Annotated in this window: 17 protein-coding genes; 5 read left to right on the plus strand and 12 right to left on the minus strand. The window is 37.7% G+C overall.

All coding sequences use genetic code 11. The features are described 5' to 3' along the window. Positions 1–84 precede the first annotated feature (84 nt). Positions 85–756, plus strand: coding sequence for a ferredoxin--NADP reductase (locus tag BZG01_RS15695; RefSeq protein WP_101310790.1), 672 nt, complete (start codon positions 85–87; stop codon positions 754–756). 68 nt (positions 757–824) lie between these two features. Continuing rightward, positions 825–1,868, plus strand: coding sequence for a dual-specificity RNA methyltransferase RlmN (gene rlmN / locus BZG01_RS15700; protein ID WP_101310791.1), 1,044 nt, complete (start codon positions 825–827; stop codon positions 1,866–1,868). A gap of 46 nt (positions 1,869–1,914) precedes the next feature. Here the strand turns inward: rlmN and BZG01_RS15705 are convergent, their stop codons facing one another. The 3 genes from BZG01_RS15705 to BZG01_RS15715 form a co-directional block, all read right to left on the minus strand. After that, positions 1,915–2,934 (minus strand): LacI family DNA-binding transcriptional regulator, encoded by a 1,020-nt coding sequence (locus tag BZG01_RS15705; RefSeq protein WP_101310792.1) that lies wholly within the window; start codon positions 2,932–2,934, stop codon positions 1,915–1,917. Between the two features lie 192 nt (positions 2,935–3,126). After that, positions 3,127–3,840, minus strand: a complete 714-nt coding sequence (locus tag BZG01_RS15710; RefSeq protein ID WP_101310793.1) for a pirin family protein — start codon at positions 3,838–3,840, stop codon at positions 3,127–3,129. Positions 3,841–4,218: 378 nt separating this feature from the next. After that, on the minus strand, positions 4,219–5,610 hold the full coding sequence (locus BZG01_RS15715; protein WP_101310794.1) for an aldehyde dehydrogenase family protein: 1,392 nt from the start codon (positions 5,608–5,610) through the stop codon (positions 4,219–4,221). Between the two features lie 260 nt (positions 5,611–5,870). Here BZG01_RS15715 and BZG01_RS15720 point away from each other — a divergent pair, with 260 nt between their 5' ends. Together BZG01_RS15720 and BZG01_RS15725 are read left to right on the plus strand one after the other, a co-directional pair. Beyond that, positions 5,871–6,590 carry an XRE family transcriptional regulator gene (locus BZG01_RS15720; protein ID WP_101310795.1) on the plus strand — a complete coding sequence of 240 codons (720 nt, stop codon included), beginning with the start codon at positions 5,871–5,873 and terminating at the stop codon, positions 6,588–6,590. A gap of 116 nt (positions 6,591–6,706) precedes the next feature. Beyond that, a complete protein-coding gene (locus BZG01_RS15725) occupies positions 6,707–7,630 on the plus strand; it encodes a DMT family transporter (RefSeq protein WP_101310796.1) in 924 nt (307 codons plus the stop codon). 302 nt (positions 7,631–7,932) lie between these two features. Here BZG01_RS15725 and BZG01_RS15730 read toward each other — a convergent pair whose 3' ends face one another. From BZG01_RS15730 to BZG01_RS15745, 4 genes are all read right to left on the minus strand, one after another. After that, the gene (locus BZG01_RS15730) at positions 7,933–8,907 is read right to left on the minus strand and encodes a metallophosphoesterase family protein (protein WP_101310797.1); all 975 of its coding nucleotides are present in this window, start codon (positions 8,905–8,907) and stop codon (positions 7,933–7,935) included. Positions 8,908–9,002: 95 nt separating this feature from the next. Next, complete coding sequence (locus tag BZG01_RS15735) at positions 9,003–10,487, minus strand: SusD/RagB family nutrient-binding outer membrane lipoprotein (protein ID WP_101310798.1); 1,485 nt, start codon at positions 10,485–10,487, stop codon at positions 9,003–9,005. A gap of 33 nt (positions 10,488–10,520) precedes the next feature. Beyond that, positions 10,521–13,622: a SusC/RagA family TonB-linked outer membrane protein gene (locus BZG01_RS15740; protein ID WP_101310799.1), complete on the minus strand. Its 3,102-nt coding sequence runs from the start codon at positions 13,620–13,622 to the stop codon at positions 10,521–10,523. Between the two features lie 17 nt (positions 13,623–13,639). Then, the gene (locus BZG01_RS15745) at positions 13,640–14,200 is read right to left on the minus strand and encodes a hypothetical protein (protein WP_101310800.1); all 561 of its coding nucleotides are present in this window, start codon (positions 14,198–14,200) and stop codon (positions 13,640–13,642) included. A gap of 1,002 nt (positions 14,201–15,202) precedes the next feature. Here BZG01_RS15745 and BZG01_RS15750 point away from each other — a divergent pair. Continuing rightward, positions 15,203–15,556: a helix-turn-helix domain-containing protein gene (locus BZG01_RS15750; protein WP_101310801.1), complete on the plus strand. Its 354-nt coding sequence runs from the start codon at positions 15,203–15,205 to the stop codon at positions 15,554–15,556. A gap of 170 nt (positions 15,557–15,726) precedes the next feature. Here BZG01_RS15750 and BZG01_RS15755 read toward each other — a convergent pair whose 3' ends face one another. From BZG01_RS15755 to dinB, 5 genes are all read right to left on the minus strand, one after another. Further along, positions 15,727–16,614, minus strand: a complete 888-nt coding sequence (locus BZG01_RS15755; RefSeq protein ID WP_101310802.1) for a cation diffusion facilitator family transporter — start codon at positions 16,612–16,614, stop codon at positions 15,727–15,729. A 59-nt stretch (positions 16,615–16,673) separates the two neighbouring features. Next, positions 16,674–17,648, minus strand: a complete 975-nt coding sequence (locus BZG01_RS15760; RefSeq protein ID WP_218973136.1) for a bifunctional metallophosphatase/5'-nucleotidase — start codon at positions 17,646–17,648, stop codon at positions 16,674–16,676. Next, a complete protein-coding gene (locus BZG01_RS15765; RefSeq protein WP_180327348.1) occupies positions 17,596–18,378 on the minus strand; it encodes a 5'-nucleotidase C-terminal domain-containing protein in 783 nt (260 codons plus the stop codon). Before BZG01_RS15765 ends, BZG01_RS15760 begins: the two co-directional genes overlap by 53 nt. Then, positions 18,375–18,497: a hypothetical protein gene (locus tag BZG01_RS22015; protein WP_281256446.1), complete on the minus strand. Its 123-nt coding sequence runs from the start codon at positions 18,495–18,497 to the stop codon at positions 18,375–18,377. Before BZG01_RS22015 ends, BZG01_RS15765 begins: the two co-directional genes overlap by 4 nt. Positions 18,498–18,601: 104 nt before the next feature. Further along, the gene (gene dinB / locus BZG01_RS15770) at positions 18,602–19,669 is read right to left on the minus strand and encodes a DNA polymerase IV (protein ID WP_101310805.1); all 1,068 of its coding nucleotides are present in this window, start codon (positions 19,667–19,669) and stop codon (positions 18,602–18,604) included. Positions 19,670–19,803 lie beyond the last annotated feature (134 nt).

Here is a 19,803-nt window from a genome sequence, read left to right on the forward strand (position 1 = left end):
AAAAGGAAAGAAATTTGATTTGATCACAATTTAGAATCTTTATAAATAATTTATTATCTTTGCGCCATTAAAATCAAATAATATATGGAATCAATAACAGAACAAAAAAATAAACTTTCAACCACCATAGTAATTGAGAACAAAGCAATTGCTCCCGGAGTATTTGTTTTAAAATATAAAAAAGTAAAGAGTTTTACTGCCGGACAGTACATTGGATTAACCACGGATTTAAGTGTAACACCACGATTGTACACCATAGCCAGTGGTGAAAACGACGCTGAAGTTCAGGTGTTATACAATTTGAAGGATGATGGCTGGTTAACCCCCAGACTTAGTGAAATTAAACCTGGATCAGAACTTTATGTGACAAATCCTGACGGAGATTTTATTGATGATGAATCGCCGGCTTGGTGGATTGCATCGGGAACAGGAATTGCACCTTATGCAGCCATGTTTCGCTCAGGTTTACTCAAGAACAAAACCCTTATTCATGGAGGCAGATATGATCATTCTTTCTATTTTGAAAAAGAATTTATTCCTGTTTTAAAAGAGAATTACATTCGTTGCTGCTCACAAGATAAGGGGGAGGGTTTGTATCATGGAAGATTAACACGATATTTGCAGGATGTAAAGGAACTACCGGAAAATTGCCGCTTCTTTTTATGCGGCAGTCCTGAAATGGTAGTTGAAGTTCGCGACCTTTTGATTAAACGTGGAGTTGAATACGAAAGAATTGTAGCTGAAATTTACTTTTAATGCATTTAATTTACATGAAAGCAGACTGAATAAAAATCGTTGCTTTCGTGTAATTATAAAATAGAATAATGGCCAAAGATACCCTTTTAGGAAAAACACTTGAAGAACTGATTCAAATTGTTACTGAATTAAAGCTTCCCAAATTTACAGCTAAGCAAATTGCCGACTGGTTGTATAAAAAAGACATTATCAGTATTGAAGAAATGTCTAACCTTTCGTTGAAGGCAAGAACTGCTTTGCTGGAGAATTACGATCTTGGTATTACTGCATCAACCAAAGTACAGGTTTCGGTTGATGGCACAAAAAAATACCTTTACCCAACTGCTCATGCTCACAAATTTATAGAAACCGCTTACATTCCGGATCAGAAACGAAATACACTTTGCGTTTCTTCTCAGGTTGGCTGTAAAATGGGTTGTTTGTTTTGCATGACCGGCAAACAAGGATTTCAGGGACAATTATCAAGCGGCGAAATTATCAATCAAATAAGGAGTTTGCCCGAAAGAGAAAATTTAAGCAATATTGTTTACATGGGAATGGGAGAACCTTTGGATAATGTTCCTGAACTGATGAAATCCCTGGAGATTCTAACCTCGGATTATGGAATGGCTATGAGCCCAAGAAGGATCACCGTGTCTACAATTGGAATAATTCCTGGGATGATTGAATTTCTTAACCACAGCGAATGTCATTTGGCTGTTAGTCTGCATACTCCTTTCGAAGATGAAAGAAAAAAATTGATGCCGGTTCAAAATGTATATCCAATAAAAGATGTATTGAAAATAATTCGTGATTTTGATTTTGGTCTTCAGCGCAGAATTTCTTTCGAATACATCATGTTTAAAGGAATTAACGATACGCCCCGTCATGTAAAAGAGCTTTGCCGGATTTTGGATGGAATTAAATGCAGAATCAATTTGATTCGTTTTCACCCAATTCCAGATACTCCACTTGACGGATCTGATGATGCAACGATGGAAGATTTTAAAGAGCAGCTAACGAAAAAAGGAATTACAACAACGATCAGAAGATCGAGAGGACTTGATATTTTTGCGGCCTGCGGTTTACTTTCTACAAAAGAACTGGTGAAAAGACAAGAAGAAGATTTCTAAAAAAAAATCCTGCTTAAATAAAGCAGGATTTTTTTTATCTATATTTTTATCTGTCACTTGATGTTCTAACAATCAAATCGGCATGAACAACAACCTCTTTTATCGCTTTGGCATCAGGAGTTTTTTCCATTTGTTCGAACAGTAATCTTGCAGCTTCCCGACCAACCTCTTTTGGATTTTGATCCATCGTAGAAACTGAAGGTTCCATATAACGCGATCTGCGGCTATTTGAGAATCCAACAACAGCAAGATCTTTAGGAATTTTAAGTCCTAATTCCTTAGCTGCTGCAATGGCACCAATTGCCATATCATCATTGATAGCAAAAATAGCATCCGGACGATTGGCCCTTGCCAATAAATCCAATGCCAGGCTTTTCGCATCTTCCACAGTAAAATCACATCGGGAAATTAATGTTTCATCCAGAGGAATATTTTTGTCTTCCAAGGCTTTTTTATAGCCTCTTAGTCTGTTTGTTCCGAATAGCATAAACTCAGGTCCGGTCATGAACGCAACTCTTTTGGCACCACCATTAATCAAGTGAGTTACTGCCGTATGAGCAGCTGCAGCATCATCAGCAACAACTTTAGAAACCTCTAATTCTTTAGATGTTCTATCGAAAAGTACCATTGGCACTCCCATATCCTGTATTTTATGAATATGATCGTATGTAGTTGTTGCACGGGTAAGTGATAGAATAATTCCATCCATTCTCATGTTCAGGAAGCCATTTACATTTTTCTCTTCCTTTTCGATTCTTTCATTTGAAGAACTAACAAACACCTGATAGTTGTGCTCATCAGCAATCTGCTCAATTCCTTTTACAACAGTAGCATAAAAAGAACTAACAATTTGCGGAACAACAACACCAATAGTATTCGACTTTTGTGTTTTTAAAGCAACAGCTAACGGATTTGGCTGGTACTTTAATTCCTTTGCCAATTTCTGAACTGCTTCTCTGGTTGTTAAGCTAATTTCGGGATTGTTTTTAAGAGCACGGGAGACAGTAGAAACTGAAATACTTAGTTTTTCAGCTATGTCTTTAATGGTTACAGGTCTGTTTGCCATAGTAATAATTTTAGAATCTTACATTCGATTGTCTGAAATTGTAATAAAAATACTGATTTATATCACTTTTCCCGACAAGAAACAAAGATAATATAATTTAGACAGCTTCCATCCTGTGAAATCTACTTTTTAGTGGTTGATTACACCCATTTTCAACATCACGGGTCAGCTTAAGCCATTCTTAACATTTAATTAATGCATTGGTACTTCAAAAATCAAAAATTCTGAATTAACAATACCCATAATCTCCAATGAATTAACACCATTCACACCTATACCATCCCGCGGCCGAAGAATTTCTCCATCAACTGTCAGCTCTCCGTTAAGAACAAAAACATAAACTCCGTTTGCGTTACCGTTTATTGTATATTCGAGTGTATTTCCACTAGTTACTTTTGCCCGGAATACATATGCATTCTGATTAATTTTTAAAGCATTATGTTGTGATGATTTTGGAGCAACAAGCAGTTGCAATTCACCATTCTCATTTACATCCGGAAATGATCGTTGATCGTAACCTGGTTCCAGCCCTTCTTTTTCAGGAATGATCCAAACCTGAAGAAAATGTACATCTTCCGTTTCTGAGGCATTGTATTCAGAATGCATAATACCTTTTCCTGCTGTCATTACCTGAACATCATTCACTTTAATTAATTCGGAATGTCCTGCACTGTCTTTATGCTTTAATGCCCCTTTTAATGGAATTGAAATGATTTCCATATTTTGATGCGAGTGAGTTCCAAAACCCATTCCTGCTTTAACAACATCATCATTAATCACTCTTAACGCTCCAAAATGGATTCGTTCCGGACAGTAGTAATCAGCAAAACTAAAACTGTGCTTGCTATCCAACCAATCCAATTGACTACTTCCTCTTGTTCCTGCTTCGTGAAATACCTTATCCATATTTACCTCCTGTTATAAATCTTTACTACAAAGTTAATACAGAGGTGCTTGTTGGTAAATGGACAGAATTGCGTTTGGTTTGTACTATTTGTTGAAGCGAAAGCTAATATCAGCCTGCGTGAAGGATTGGAGTGTATACCCCACAGCGAAGAATGAGCGAGGAGTAGTAACGGAAAGCCTGACCCGGAGGGACACGCCCAAAACATGAAAAAAGGGCGAAAAATGAATTCCGCCCTGACTTTTATAACAAACAGTTCGTTAAGGTTTTGTAAATATTTGATTTTTAGTGTGTTTTACGAACAAAGCATTACCGGTTAAAATATTAAAAATAAGCATCTTGTAAATCAACCTAGTTACTAAAATCTAACGGACTATTAATTACAATACTTTCGATTTTATCACCATGAGTTTTTCGCGGGTCATTTCGTGCATGGAATACGGAATGCCTCCCATGCCGATTCCTGATGCATCGCGCCCGCCAAAAGGCATCCAATCGACACGAAAAGCGGTGTGATCGTTTACCATTACGGCCGATGCATTCAATTGATTGACGGCATCAAGAGCCACATCTAAATTAGAGGTAAAAATGGCTGACTGAAAGGCCAAAGGCAATGAATTTGCTCGATTAACGGCATCCTGCAACTTGGAATAAGCATAGACACAAACCACCGGACCAAACACCTCGTGCTGAGAAACTTTCGATTCAGAATCAGGATTCAGAAGAACTGTTGGCTGATAACAGGTATCAGAAATCCGTTTCCCGCCACACATTATTTTCGCTCCTTCGTTAACCGCTTCGTTTACCCACTGCTCTACCCGATCTACCTCGTAAGTCTGAATTAACGGTCCTACTTCTGTTTTAGGATCCATAGGATCTCCAACATGCAAAGCATTGGCTTTTGCGACCAGTTGAGCAGTAAATTCTTCGATGATATTTTCGTGGACATATACCCGCTGAACGGATACACATACCTGACCGGCATGATAAAATCCTCCTTTTGCCAATGCGGGAACGGTTTGCGAAAGATCAGCATCTGCCCCGACAATTACAGGCGCAGAACCTCCGTGCTCCAATGCACATCGGGTTCCCGGCGACAGCTTAGACCGCAGATTCCATCCCACCTCGGCCGAACCTATGAATGAAAGATAGTTGATCCGTGAATCTTTCACCATGTTTTCGGCATTTTGGCGGCTGCAAATAACCACCTCTGCCCAATCCTCTGGCAATCCCGCTTCTTTCATAATTTTTACCAACCCGATTGCCGACAGCGGTGTTGATGTTGCCGGCTTGATGATAACGGGTGTGCCAACGGCAAAAGCCGGAATAATTTGATGCACTGCCAAATTTAGCGGATGATTAAAAGCGCTTATGCTGAGAACCACGCCAATTGGTTCGCGCAGGGTAAATGCCCATCGGTTTACGGAGGCGGCTGTGGTTCCCATTGGGATTTGCTCTCCTTTTAACTGACCAATGTGTTCAATGGCCAATTGTACGCCGTTAATTGCACGAAGCACTTCCACTTTACTGTCCTGATAAGGTTTTCCTCCTTCGGAAGCTGTAGTTTTTGTCAATTCTTCGACCCGCGTCTGCATAATGGCTTTTGTTTTTTCCAATATGGCAATGCGTTCGAAGGGTTTCAGCCAGCGGGACCGGTCCTGAAACAAGGCATAGGCTTTGGCCAACTTTTCTTCCACCTGATGCTCATCGAGCAAAGGAATTTCCTGAATTAAACTGCCATCGAACGGGGAATTTACTTTTATTGTGTTCATTGTATCAACTTATTTATTTTGATACTACAAAATACAGGTTTTCGAGTAAAGATCTTCGTTCAAAACCATTTGATTTTAATCAATAATTGAACGGACTATATTTAAAGAGTTGATATCTGCACACTATAATTCATTAATCTTCAATAAACTATATCGAAACAAACAGAAAATCCGGTAAATTGTTCTTTCCTATTCTCCGAAAGAAGCTCCAAACATGTACATTTGCAACTCGAAAAATTTCACCTGTACAAAGCCTCATCATGGAAAACTTAAATAAAAATCTTAAACATTTACGCCTGCGCAAAAGATTGTCTCAAGGCAGATTATCGAACCGAATTGGCATAGGAGCCTCATCAATCAGTGCGTACGAGAAAAAAAGAAGTGTCCCCAAAATTACCACATTGATGAAATATTCGAAATTCTTCAAACGTAATTTAGATGAATTGGTTAACGAGGATATCAGCAAATTGGATCAGGAAAAAACACAGGACACCAAAGGAGACAAACTTCGGGTTTTGCCCATTTTAGTGGATGCACAAAATGAAGAAATGATCAGTCTGGTTCCAGTAAAAGCCGCTGCAGGTTACCTTAACGGATATTCTGATGCTGAATTTATCAGCGAATTGCCCAATTTCAGAATGCCATTTGCCGAGCTATCGGAAAACAAAACCTACCGGGCTTTTCAGATTGAAGGAGACAGCATGCTGCCAATTCCTTCCGGCACATACATAATTTGTGAATACGTTCAGGATTGGGAACTAATAAAAGAGAACAGCTGCTGTATTGTATTGACTAAGGACGATGGAATAGTATATAAACGAGTAAAAAAAGATTTTAAAAACAATCAATTGCTGCTCAATTCTGACAACCCGGAATATTTATCTTTTGAGGTAAGCCTGAATCAAGTATTGGAGGTATGGAAATCCTTGGGATTTGTAAGCTTTACATTGCCTGAACCGGCTGGAAACAATAAAAAATAAAAGACGATAAAAATCTTCAAATTTAAATCCTGACAGCGAATTGCTTCATCCTTTTTTTTCCTACTTTTAGCTCTGTAAAATCATTCTAAATAAATTAGTTTAATCCAACAAAAATAATGAGTCTAAAGGGGATTTCAAGCAATTACAAAGGTGTTTTGTACGCCATGGTTACAGCACTTTTATGGGGGTTTCTCCCAATTTTCTTAAAAGTCAGCCTGAAAGATCTGGATCCCGTTTCTATAGTCTGGTTTCGTTTTACGTTTGCCTTTTCTATTCTGTTTCTCTACTATTTAATAACCGACAAAAAGCAATTAAATATTATAAAACGACCTCCTTTTATCCTGATAATTGCCGCACTTGCTTTGGGTGTAAATTATCTGGGTTTTATGCAGGGAATAAATTATACCAGCCCGAGTAATGCGCAAATTACGATGCAAACAGCTCCTATTTTGTTAGCCATGGTCGGAGTTTTCTTTTTTAAAGAGAAATTAAACAGCAAACAATTACTTGGATTTGGAATTGCAGGATTGGGTTTATTTCTTTTTTACAGAAATCAGCTGCAAGCCTTTATACAAGATACCGAAGCATTCAACACGGGGTTTTTCTGGATCGAATTAGGAGCGGTAATGTGGGTTTTGTATGCTTCACTGCAAAAAAAACTGGTGCAAAAACATCCGGCTCAATTGTTAAACATGGTTCTTTACGGAGTACCGGCTATTCTCTACGCTCCTTTTGTTGATTTTACAGCCTTCTCAAATCTTGATTTTTCCTCGTGGGTGATCGTGATTTTTCTGGGCATGAATACTCTCGTGGCCTATGGTTGTCTGGCATTGGCTTTCAAGTACACCGAAGCCTATAAAGTAAGTATAATTGTTACTGTGAATCCAATTATCACACTAACATCCATGGCCGTTTTATCCTCGATGAATGTAGCGTGGATAAAAACAGACAGTTTAAGTATTTACTCAATGCTTGGTGCGGTATTAGTGATTGGCGGCGCAATTACGGCAGTTCTTTTCTCAAGGAAAAACAAAATTTAACAGATAAGCAAATACATCGTTTTCAACAAAATACCAATTGCTAAAAACGATGTATTCAATCATGTCTTAAATAATATCGCGTTTGGTATTTATACCAAATTAACATCAAAACATGCCTCATAAAATGTTTCTTTTCAGCTATATCTTCGTTAAAAAAGATGCATCGTAACATGGCTATGCTTTACTTTTTTGCCTCGATACAGCTAAAAATTAATTCATTTTATTTAAAGTCTGTTTTGAAATTAAATTGGTATTAAACTCACCCAAATCCGCGAAAGCTTGATATAGATTGTAACAGGATATTATTGGAACGAATCAGGAAAATTACAAACCTGTTTTACTGCTCCATCTTTTTCACGAATCCATGTATCAAATGTTCGTTTACCTTCTTTCAGTACAATAACCCGGCCCCCCTGCTTTAAGTCACCATAGGTATTCTCCGCACCTGAAGCACGACCGTATGCAAGAGCAATATTGTAATATGATGCCACATAATCGTTCACGTGATCGTGCCCAACAAAAGTCCCCATAACATCGCCTTGCTCTACCATTGCACCAAACATGCCACTATTAATTTTCGAGCAGCACTCTACCTCTTTTCTTGTTCCAAATGCTTTACTGTTACACCAGGCATCAGTATACTCCGGCAAGGGGATATGGAAAAATGCTAAAGCAGGAATCGTATCCTTATTTTCATCAATGAACTTCTGGCTTTGCTCTTTGTACCAAACCACCTGTTCGGTTGAAAACCAACCATAACCATCCACTCTTGGTTTTATTGTGCTGTAATCCTGAGAATCTAAAAAATAAAGTATCGCCTTGCTGTCAGAGTTGGTACTGCTTTTTACTTCACACAAAAAATTTGTACCCTTTAAGTTATCTGTAGATTGGTTAATGCAAAAATCAAGACCATTCAGAATAGACGCAACATTATTTCTAGGCATTTTATTCTCTGAATCATGATTTCCAAGTGTTACAGCCCAATGCAGCTTGTGCTTTTTAAAGAATTCAGCAAATATTTCATAACAAGGTTTAGGATTGTCACTATCTGTTACTACATCGCCGGTAAACACAACCAAATCAGGGTTTTCTTCCTGAACCAAAGTGGTGAGCAAATCCATAACGTGCTGCTGATTGTTTTTACCTGCAGTGACATGCGTATCTGTCAATTGCAGGATTTTAAATTCCCCATTCGGGTTAAACTTAAACTCAACAGATTGAGAAAAAGACACTTGAGCGATTAAAAAACAGAATAATATCAGACTTATTTTTTTCATTACTTACTATATTTTTAAACTTAATAAAAGCATTTCCCCACTCCTGATCCTTACAGATGAGAAGCGAGGAAAAATTAATTACAAATGAAACTACCCTATTTCAAATACCAGGGAGTTTCGCGGATATCATCCTTACCTGAAAATTGGCGGGTTACGGCTTCGGTTACATTTGTTTTGTTGTAATCATATTCCGTTTGAGGATACATCCAACGGTTAGGTATTGTTACCCCCGGTGCTGTTTCAAAAGTTGGATAACCTGTTCGGAGCTGCTCAAAAAACGGAGTTTTACCAGCCTGAAAATAAGTTTGAAGATACTTTTGTGTGATAACATACGAGATCTTCATATCTACCGATGGAGCCTGATCCAAATCAACAAAAGAATTTAACAGGTATTGATCACATGCTTCGGCACTTAAATACGAACTATAACCTTTTGTTGATGCCTGACCCGCAAAAAATGAAAAAGATGCTTTAATTCCTTTGTTGTACTCAGCCACAGCATCGCCGCTAATCCAACCTCTTAAAATTGCTTCAGCAATAATAAACTGTTGTTCAGGATATCCTAATAACATCATTGATTCGCATACCGGATCGTCGTAATAACGGGAATTGGGCTTGGAAATATTTCCGGCCACTGCTTTTGCGTTTACAAGACTATATTGTACTGTTGGATTTCCTCCTTCGTAAGATGTAAAATCGTTAACAGCTTTACCTGCCTTAAGAGCATTTGGTGTTTGGGTACAATACACAAACAAACGGGGATCTTCCCGGTCAATTAATTTTTGAACAAAGGTTGAATCCATATACAATCCCGATCCAAAGCTACTTGAATTAAAATTCAGGTATCTGCTTCCCGATTGATCCAAAAAGTTTATCTGTGTGCTTTCACTTACATCATTCATTAAAGCTTTACCGGAATAAATACCTGCAAAACGCGATGCAACAGATTCTCCTCCAATAGTTGATTTGTGAGATAAGGTAAGCAAGACCTTTAAACGAAAGGCATTTACTAGTTTTTGCCATTTTGGCAACGAACCATCATTCAGAATATCTCCGGTAATAATCTCAGTATTTCCTTCCAACAAAGTATCAGCTTCTTTCAAGAGATTTAAAATTCCAACAAAAACATCTTCCTGCGTATCGTATTTTGCAGTATATATTTCGTTGGTCTCCCCTTGCAAAGCCTCAGAAAAAGGGATATCTCCATACTTAATGGTTAAGTTATAGAAATACCATGCCTTAAAAAATTTTGCAAGAGCCAAGTTAGCATCGGAGCTTACACGTACGGATTCCTCTTCCAGTTTCTGTATATTTCTCAAATTATCAAAAGAACCAAAATCTCCTCTTGTCCAGTTGTAAAACTGTTCAGAGCTTTCTCCATCAGTAGCTACAAGCATTCGCGATTCGTATTGAAAATTATCAAATTCGCTAAATACATCCCAACATGCTGTAGTTAGCAAAAGCTGAGGTGAGGTTTGGGTTGGTTTATTTGGATCCTTATTAAGCTCCTCAAAATCAGTACATGAAACAGCTGCTGCAGCTAACAATATACAAGTACATATTCTAACAATCATTTTCATTTTTATTATCTTTTTGGACACTTTGGATGTTTATTAAAAAGTGAATTTTGTTGTTACACCAATGTAACGTGCTGATGGATCCTGCAAATCGTCGTCGTTCCCTGTTTTAAAATCAGGATCTACAAGCGGAATATTTTTCAGAACCGCCACATTATTTGCAAACAGGGTAATGGCAGCCCCATTCAGCAGCCTCACCTTATTGTTATTATCAAAATTATAAGTAAGAGCGACCTTGCGAAGTTTCACATAGGAACGATCAAAAACATTGGCAAATTTCTTGTTTTCATCTTCGGTTACATTTGCACGGTATGGATAATTCTGACTCCAGGTTTGCCAGCTGACTGCAGTCGTGTTTTCTACGATATCTCCATTAGCAAGAACATTAACACCTTTAGGAACATACACTGCTTTTCCGGCTGCATACTCAGCATCTCTGCCGGTTGTAGATTCGGGATGGCGTCCTCCCCACCATAATTTCTGAATGGTTTTGGATGACATCACACCACCAATTACTCCATCGAAATCGACATTAAGAGTGAATTTTTTGTAGTTAAATGTATTCTGAAATCCGAAGCGGGCATTAGGATCTGAATGCCCCAAATATCCTTTTTCACTGTCTTTTATAGTCAATCCGGTGTTGGGATCAATAATCAACCGCCCGTCATCAGTTTTTTGCCATTGTGTTCCCCACATATCATCGGCTCTGTCGCCAACCCGCAGATCGTTATATTTTTCTTCTCCTCCGTAAATTTTTGTGAGCGTCTTTTTATTAAAGCTCCAATTGGTTCTTACATTCCATTTAAAAGCCTTGTTAATTAATTTAGCCGAAAGCGCAAGCTCCAAACCTTTTGTTTCATACTCGTTTCCATTTACATAACGACTGGAAAATCCGGAAGCTTTGGATAAAGGCAGTTGTATAATCTGATTTTCATCAATCACCTTGTAATAAGTTCCTTCAAGACCCAAACGATTTTTGAAAAATGAAGTTGACAAGCCAAACTCTGTTGAAGTTGATTTTTCAGGTTTTATATTTGAATTCACAATTCCTGCCGGATAGCTAATTTTTGGACTCATCCCAAATGTCCCGTTATTGGAATAGGTTGACTCTATCTGATAAGGATCCAAATCACTGGATACCTGTGCCCATGAACCATACACTTTAAGATAATCGACCTGTTTTGGCATAGTAATATAATCGGAAACCATAGTACTCAAAGCAACTGATGGATAAAAATAAGAGTTGTTTTGAGTAGGCATGGTTGACGACTTATCGTTACGACCTGTTAGTGTTAAAAACCATGATTTAAAAACATCCAGAGTTGCCGTAGCATACACACTCGATGTCGCTTTTTCCTCTAAATAGTTAGTAGCCATAACGGGCCCCTGAGAATTCCCCATATTGTAAATTCCCGGTACAATTAATCCATCGGTAGCCGCATATTCCTGCTGATATTTTCTGTAAAAATAAGAAGCTCCTCCATTCACTGTTAAATTAAGATCATCGGAGATATTGGCTGTATAAGTAAGCAATACATCGGTATCGAAATTAGTCTGCTCGCTATTCCAGGTCTTGTAATCACCCTCACGGGAATCGCCGTAATTCATATACGATTTAGGACTTTGCATGTTCTCAAACAAATCCTTCATTCGAACAGCACCCCGCCCTTGTATTGAAAGATTTGGAAGAACATCCCAACGCAGTTTCACCTGACCCGATATCACATTTCTGTCGTGAGCCTGCTTTAATTCGCTGGACGCAAAATAAGGATTGTTGTACCACGCATAATTGTAATTTGCCTGCTGATATCCTTCTTGTCCGGGTATCCAAAAGTGATTTTTTAAAGCCTCACCATCCACATCGTCACTCATCCAGACTAAAACTGTGTACATGTGATTTTTAGGTCCATATCCGTAACGGGGATAATTGGGAGAATAAACCTTAGAGTAAGACAAACCACCTTCGAGGGTAAGATCTTCAGTCAATTTATAACTTCCATTAAAATTTAAACCGCCGCTGTTAACACGGGAACTGGGAACTTGACCTTTCTGATAAGCATACTTACCGGTCATCATAAATTGTCCACGGTCTGTTTTCATACTGATTGACATATCGGTATTCGAAATAATTCCGGTACTCAAAAAGTTCTTTAAATTGTTGTGCTGAATCCATGGAGTTGGGACTCTCTCATAACGTGACCGATCGTCGTATTTGGTATTTTTAACCCCGCCATACCATTCAATTGTTTCTCCGGTTACTTTATCGCGTATCGGACTGTTCCATTGAGCAATCATTTTTCCCGGTTCAAATTTAGGTCCCCAGGTCATGTCTCCATCAGAGATACCACCATCAGCTCCATCCCAAAATTCATATTGTCCGTTAGAGCCACTGCCGTACTCATGCTGCGGATCAGGAAAAGCAGCATATCCTGCTGACACCATCAAGGTTGTTGAAACTGTTGTTTGCAATTCTTTTGATGTCCCTTTTTTAGAAGTCAAAAGTATAGCTCCATTTTTTCCTCTGCTTCCGTAAAGAGCAGAAGCCGAAGTTCCTTTCAATACGTTTATGCTTTCAATATTTTCAGTGGGAATGTCAAAAAAATCTGTCTCAACCGGAATTCCATCCAATACAATCAGAGGTTTTTTACCCCGAAGCTGAAAATCAGGAGATTGAAAAATACCTGTTGGATTGGTTACCGTTAATCCTGCAACCTGCCCGGTTAAAGCACCTCCCAAATTCAAACTTTTCGCCTGAACAATTACATCATCAACAATTTTTTCTGTAGCGTATCCAATTTTTTTCTTTTGCTGTTTAATACCTATTGCTGTAGCTACAACCTCATTCAGTTGCTGCACATCTTCGCCAAGCACTACATTAATCAGCGTACGTCCTTTAACAGGCTCTTCTTTCGAAGCAAATCCCATAAACGAAAATACCAGAACATCATCAGATTTTGCTTCGATACTGTAATTACCATCAAGAGAAGTAACCGTTCCCTTTACTGTCCCTTTCAGCACAACATTAACGCCCGGCAACGAATTGCCTTGCTGATCGTTAACCCGACCCGACAATTTTATCTGAGCATTTACGATCAGTACATTCGTAAAAATCAGAAGTAGTAAAGTAATTTTTTTCATTTCGATTAAATGTCAAATTAGATATTGATTAATACAATTTTATTATAAAGAGCAATCTCTTCATTTTTGCTTTTCTGTTTCTTTAGTTGTTTCTCAAACCATTCGCTATCTTCGCTTATAGCCGCGATGCCAATTTTCAGTATCTGCTTTATTTGCTGACTTGCACCCGACATAGAGCAAGTCTCCTTTTTTAATTCTTTTCTCAGGTAATTTTCAATTCCCTTTATACTTTTATAAATGCGGGGTTTTCTGATCCTCAAAACCACATTTGGGTCTCCCGCTACCGGCTGTTCCTCATACATGTAAACACTCTCGAACAGTGCATAATACTGAGCAATTTCTGTCCCCCAGGTACTTTCCACAGATGCCCTTACCGGCAAGGAAAGTTTTTCCTCATCAGGACTGTAGTAAGTAAATGTTAATTGTTCGTCGGGTGTTGATTCTGAAAAATCATTCCCGTTTTTATTTGATGCCGGCCATACCGTCACATCATCAGAATTTAAACTGGCAACTTCCTGTGCCCGTAATCCTGACAAGACTAACACTAAGGCTAAAATTAAGGTGGTTCTAATTTTCATATCGTCATATGTATTTGTGAATATTCAAGCTTTTTATCTGGCTCAAAGTACAGGAACACATGCTGCCTAATGATAAGCTTAGGGTAAACTTTATTTTAAATATTGAAATGTATCTGTATGAAAAACAACATGGAAACAGAAAATCAGATTCGCAGGAAATAATCAAAATAAAACAAACATAAACTACTCACCAATTGACAATTAAAAGATGATACTGTGTTTTAACGGGAGGGAAACATCCTAACTTTCATCACAAACCCATCAGTCGGCAAAACAACTAAAGGTTAATTTAAAATGAACTGAAATTCTTTTGAAACTTTACTGAAACAATGGCAGGAAAACAAGCAGTCTATTTCGACGGAAATCATTCAGTTATTTGCAGGTAGAGATCAATTCACTCTTAAATGAATAAAACAGATAGTATGCTGTGCATAGTGCTGTGTTCGCAATTGGTGATACAATTGCAGCAGTTTTCTTCTTGAGAAAGAACAAAAAAGCTCTGAGTCAAAGCAATCTGCCAATTAATAATCCGAAATAAGAACTCAGATTAGAGTTAAACTAAGTTAATACGTAGTTTCTCTCGTGTTAATCTGATTTACACTATGTTTATAATGTATTTCATTTCGTATACTATGATTTATTCATCTTATTTTATTAATTTCCTACAATACATCCATAATTAAGACTCATACATTATTAATTTCCAATCTGATTTTATAAATTTATCAATGGTATTTACTATAAAAGATACTGTTATCAATAAATTAGCACCAGAAATACATAAAATAGCCATAAAAACATTTAATTTTTCAAAATAATTAAGAGTATTATCATTCATTATGAAATATTTACTCCGCAATAAGTTGTAAATACCAATAAAATATCAGGTTTAATTCCGGTACTATATTGACATTCTATATTTCTTATTGTAACTTTCGTCTTTTATAAATATAACTGCATCAATATCCTATGGCATTGCCACCAAAAACAGCATAAAACAAGATGACTAAAAAGAAATATGAAATGCCCGTAAACCTTAACGATTATATCGTTAATCGAATGAAAGAGAAATACATTAGCAATACAGAGTTGGCCCGCCAGTTGCAAATGAATCATTCGTCGGTGCTTTTTATGCTCAAAAATCCAGGCATGCAAATACGGCGCTTATGGACTATTTGCGAGGCTCTCGATTTAAATGTATTCCGCTATTTAGCCAACGAAATTGGAATCGAAAATCCTGTTGACTCGGGTAATATATTGCGCGACGCTGAAATTGAGAATTTGAAAAAGGAGATTGAAGATTTAAAAAAAGAGCGTGATTTACTAAAGGAGGTGATTGGATTGCAAGGAAGGTGATTGTTGTTTAAACAGCCCTTTTGGGGCGTAATACCGGTTTTAATTTGCAGTATCCATCTCTAAGCTTTGCTTTTAACGGCTGACAAATTTGATATCGGCATTAGACCGTTTTTTTTCGCCGTCCGTGGTTCACTCATTATTCAAATATGGCTTGACACAAATACCCCAATTCAATTAATCTGTGTATGCGGTTCAATGTGGATGGTTGAAACGTAACCATATTTTTCGAGAATGGCTTCTTCCAGTACTGTTGCAATATCGTGAGCCTGTTTTATTGGCATATCCTGCGGAAGCAATATGTGAAAGGTTAATTCTGTATGATCCCCATAAACATGAAGATGAAAATGATGAGGTTCCAAATTACCCGGACTAACTTCTTCAATGGTCATTTTTAGTTCCTGAATGATTGTATCGGAGGGACTCTCTCCCAATAAGGAGTGAATGGAATCACTAATAATTTCATACGCGGCATGACCAATTAGTATGGCAACTATCATTCCCAAAGCTCCGTCGATCCACCAAAAATAAGGACCTAAAAATATTCCAACCAAAATAACCAAAGAAGATATTGCATCACTTCTATGATGCCATGCATCAGCTTTTAACACTTTGGAATTGGTTTTCTTTGCTCCGAAATAGGCAAATTGAGCCAACAATTCCTTTGTTACAACCGACACAATCATTACAACAACAGCAATGCTTCCGAATTCCGATGACTCCCGGCTTTGCAGGGTATGATAGGATTCAATGATAAAATCGAACGCCACCAGGAGAAGTAAGATTCCAATAATAAAGGCACTTATTAAATCAGCTCGTCCGTGCCCAAAAGGATGATCCTCATCCGCAGGCTTCTTCGAAATTTTAGCACCAACAATTACAATTACAGAACTTAAGCTGTCCGACAAGGTATGCCATGCATCTGCAATAATTGCAATGGAACCTGTCGCCAAACCAGCCCAGTATTTTAATCCAAAAAGCAATATATTCCCAATTATTGAAAGCCAGCCTTCTACCGAGGCCCAATTCGATTTGTCTAATTTAAACTTGGAATTTTTCAATGTAAACGAACTTTAGCAACAAGTTATTAACCTGAGTTTGCTGCAATTATTGTATATAATTAAACTAATTCTTCATTAACCGAAAGAAGTTTTGAAGATGCTAATTTGGTTTTATTTTTCTTATCGATGTAAAAATCAATTCTTCCCAAAGCAATTCCTGCCCATCCAACCTGATTAACAAGAACCTCTTCGCCATCCAAATTCAGAACCCGTTCCGGAGTTTCCAATAAGGTATGTGTATGTCCTCCTACAATTAAATCAACACCTCTGGTACGCTTCGCTAAATCGAGATCACAATCACTCCCAAAATCATTTCTCAATCCTAAATGCGAAAGACAAATAACCAAATCGCATGCATTTTCATCCTTTAAGATACCCACCATTTTCTCAGTAACATCAACAGGATCAACATAGGAAACAGAACCTCTGTTTTTAGGCTCAACATAACCGTCTAAATCTACTCCCAATCCAAAAACACCAATCTTCAAACCTCCTTTATCGAATATTTTATACTCAGGTATCTTTCCTTCCAATTCTGTTTCTGAAAAATCATAATTAGCATTCAGCAGTGGAAAATTAAGGTGTTTCAACTGACCGGCAATTCCTTCAATACCATTGTCAAACTCATGGTTCCCAAGTGTTCCGGCATCATAACGCATTTTCGACATTAATTTAAATTCGGCTTCCCCTTTAAAGAAATTAAAATAAGGTGTGCCTTGAAATACATCTCCTGCATCCAGCAACAAAACCAATTCCTCTTCCTTTCTGATTTTTTGAACCAAAGCGTGAATTCTTGCAAAACCTCCCAAACCACCAAATTCAGGGTCGCCCTTTGGAAAAGGTTCAATACGGCTGTGCAAATCGTTGGTATGAAGAACCGTGATTTTCTGTAATTCTTTTTTAGCAGCAGAAGCACTTTTGGGAAGAATACCTGTTCCCAAAAACAATCCCGCCACACCTATATTTTTCAAAAAATCCCTTCTATTCCACATGGTAAATCCTCCCGTCCAGTTCTGCCGAAATATGTTTTCCATTTTGATAATCCCGGCTAATGTATTTGATCATTTCCGATCTTAATTTAAGGTGCAAATGTCTGAACGTTTCCCTTGTCTCAAATGCAGACAGTCCGCCACCACCATTCACCAAATAATCTATTGATAAAATGTGATATGTTTTTTCCAAATCAACCGGCGCTCCATTAACAAGAACATCAACCGCCTGCTTATCCTTAATTCCCATTTTTACACCGCTAATACCTTCGCCTCCAAACCCGGCAACCTGATTCAAAAGTTTCATTAAATCGTCCCCTTTCATTCCAACAATCACCAATTTATTTTTAAAAGGCAGCATTTCAAAAATTCGCCCCGTTGTTATTTCCCCTTTAGGCATTCCTGTTCGAATTCCCCCCTGATTCATAATCGCCAAATCAACAGAGTGGGATAATTGATTTTCAACACAGAATTCTTTCCCAATGGCAAGCATTGCATCGGCAATATAATCAGACAATTTACTCTCTGGTTTGCCGGCAATCATTTCTTCATCACAAACAGAAATAACTGTATTCATCTCTCCGTCGAGCTGAGATTTATAGCTTTCGATAACATGCACAAAAGCAGTATCCCTCTGCGAATAAGAATCCATCACCGAATCAATCGTGTAATTCTGTTGATGATCAGGCTTATTTATCTTACTGCTTACAGAACAACCCGAAAAAATCAGCAGTAAGAATAGTATCCTAATTGAGTTATTAAAATATAATTTCATATGATTATAATTGTATGTTTTTGCCATATAGCCTGTCCCGAACTTGTTTCGGGAGAACTTACCATGCTGAAATAATCATCTCCCTGTGTGTCAAAATCGCTTTGGCATGGACGTTTCATGTGAAAATAGATAAAAGAGAGATTAAACACACCCTTGTCCTTTTTTAAGGGAATGTAAAATTATAAAAATAGCTTGATTTCTATATTATATAAATCTGAATTAATCAAAAATCCAAGGTTAATTGCTGAGGTTCAGAAAAATTGATTTGATTGGAAACAGTTAAACCCAGCAATCGAATGCTTTCTTTCAGTTCAATTTGGTTTAACAATTCATTTGCCAGATTAAGAATTTGATCCAACCGATTCAATTCCTGCAGAATGGTTTTACTTCTTGTTACCTGTTCAAAGCTGCTGTATTTCACTTTTAAACTTAAAGTCCTTCCTCTAAAACCACTCTTTTTTAATCGGCGCAGTAAATCTTCTGCAGTTGCAATCATGTCTTTTCTGATCAAATCTTTATTCGATAAATCCGTATAAAATGTATGCTCAGTACTCACCGATTTACGAACCCGGTTGGGATTCACCGGACGGTTATCAATCCCTTGTGCTATCTGAAAGTAGTAAACTCCGGCTTTTCCAAACGTACGGGTTAATTCGGCCAGACTTCTCTCCTTTAAATCTTTGCCCCTGAATATACCCAACTGATGCATTTTATCAGCAGTAACCTTTCCAACTCCAAAAAATTTATCAATTGATAATTGCTCAATAAACTGCTCAACATCTTTGGGAGGAATAACAAATAAACCGTCTGGTTTTTGATAATCGGAAGCAATTTTAGCCAAAAACTTATTTACTGATATTCCTGCAGAAGCAGTTAAACCGGTCACCTCCTTAATTCTTTCCTTAATCTCTTTGGCAATCAAACTTGCAGAAGGCAGATTTTTCTTGTTGTGAGTAACATCTAAAAAAGCTTCATCAATAGAAAGAGGCTCTACCAAATCGGTGAATTCATGAAAAATACTCATAATTTGCTTCGAAACTTCTTTGTATCGGTCATGCCTGCCCTTTACAAAAATCAAATTAGGGCATCTCCTTTTCGCGATAGAAGAAGGCATTGCAGAACGCACACCGAATTTTCTCGCTTCGTAACTGGCTGCAGCAACAACTCCCCTGTCTCCGGATCCACCAACCGCAATTGGTTTGTTTCGAAGTTCGGGATTATCCTTCTGCTCTACCGAGGCAAAAAAAGCATCCATATCAACGTGAATTATTTTGCGATATTCCTCTTCCATTTTCAATTCAAATATCCAGAAACAATTTAAAAAATAATCGTTTCAATTTTTGTAATTTTACACGCCCTAAAAAAGCGAATCGATTCATATTCCCTATTCAACACTTTGCGAAAATAGGGAATAAATACAACCAA

This window comes from Labilibaculum manganireducens (genome assembly GCF_002843385.1).
GTDB classification, from domain to species: Bacteria; Bacteroidota; Bacteroidia; order Bacteroidales; family Marinifilaceae; genus Labilibaculum; species Labilibaculum manganireducens.

Coding starts and splice junctions, on each gene's coding strand:
- rlmN (WP_101310791.1), top strand. CDS start 825: ATGGCCAAAGATACCCTTTTAGGAAAAACACTTGAAGAACTGATTCAA.
- BZG01_RS22015 (WP_281256446.1), bottom strand. CDS start 18,497: ATGAAACGTCCATGCCAAAGCGATTTTGACACACAGGGAGATGATTAT.
- BZG01_RS15750 (WP_101310801.1), top strand. CDS start 15,203: ATGACTAAAAAGAAATATGAAATGCCCGTAAACCTTAACGATTATATC.
- BZG01_RS15695 (WP_101310790.1), top strand. CDS start 85: ATGGAATCAATAACAGAACAAAAAAATAAACTTTCAACCACCATAGTA.
- BZG01_RS15740 (WP_101310799.1), bottom strand. CDS start 13,622: ATGAAAAAAATTACTTTACTACTTCTGATTTTTACGAATGTACTGATC.
- BZG01_RS15705 (WP_101310792.1), bottom strand. CDS start 2,934: ATGGCAAACAGACCTGTAACCATTAAAGACATAGCTGAAAAACTAAGT.
- BZG01_RS15765 (WP_180327348.1), bottom strand. CDS start 18,378: ATGAAATTATATTTTAATAACTCAATTAGGATACTATTCTTACTGCTG.
- BZG01_RS15720 (WP_101310795.1), top strand. CDS start 5,871: ATGGAAAACTTAAATAAAAATCTTAAACATTTACGCCTGCGCAAAAGA.
- BZG01_RS15715 (WP_101310794.1), bottom strand. CDS start 5,610: ATGAACACAATAAAAGTAAATTCCCCGTTCGATGGCAGTTTAATTCAG.
- BZG01_RS15760 (WP_218973136.1), bottom strand. CDS start 17,648: ATGGAAAACATATTTCGGCAGAACTGGACGGGAGGATTTACCATGTGG.
- BZG01_RS15735 (WP_101310798.1), bottom strand. CDS start 10,487: ATGAAAATGATTGTTAGAATATGTACTTGTATATTGTTAGCTGCAGCA.
- BZG01_RS15725 (WP_101310796.1), top strand. CDS start 6,707: ATGAGTCTAAAGGGGATTTCAAGCAATTACAAAGGTGTTTTGTACGCC.
- BZG01_RS15710 (WP_101310793.1), bottom strand. CDS start 3,840: ATGGATAAGGTATTTCACGAAGCAGGAACAAGAGGAAGTAGTCAATTG.
- dinB (WP_101310805.1), bottom strand. CDS start 19,669: ATGGAAGAGGAATATCGCAAAATAATTCACGTTGATATGGATGCTTTT.
- BZG01_RS15745 (WP_101310800.1), bottom strand. CDS start 14,200: ATGAAAATTAGAACCACCTTAATTTTAGCCTTAGTGTTAGTCTTGTCA.
- BZG01_RS15730 (WP_101310797.1), bottom strand. CDS start 8,907: ATGAAAAAAATAAGTCTGATATTATTCTGTTTTTTAATCGCTCAAGTG.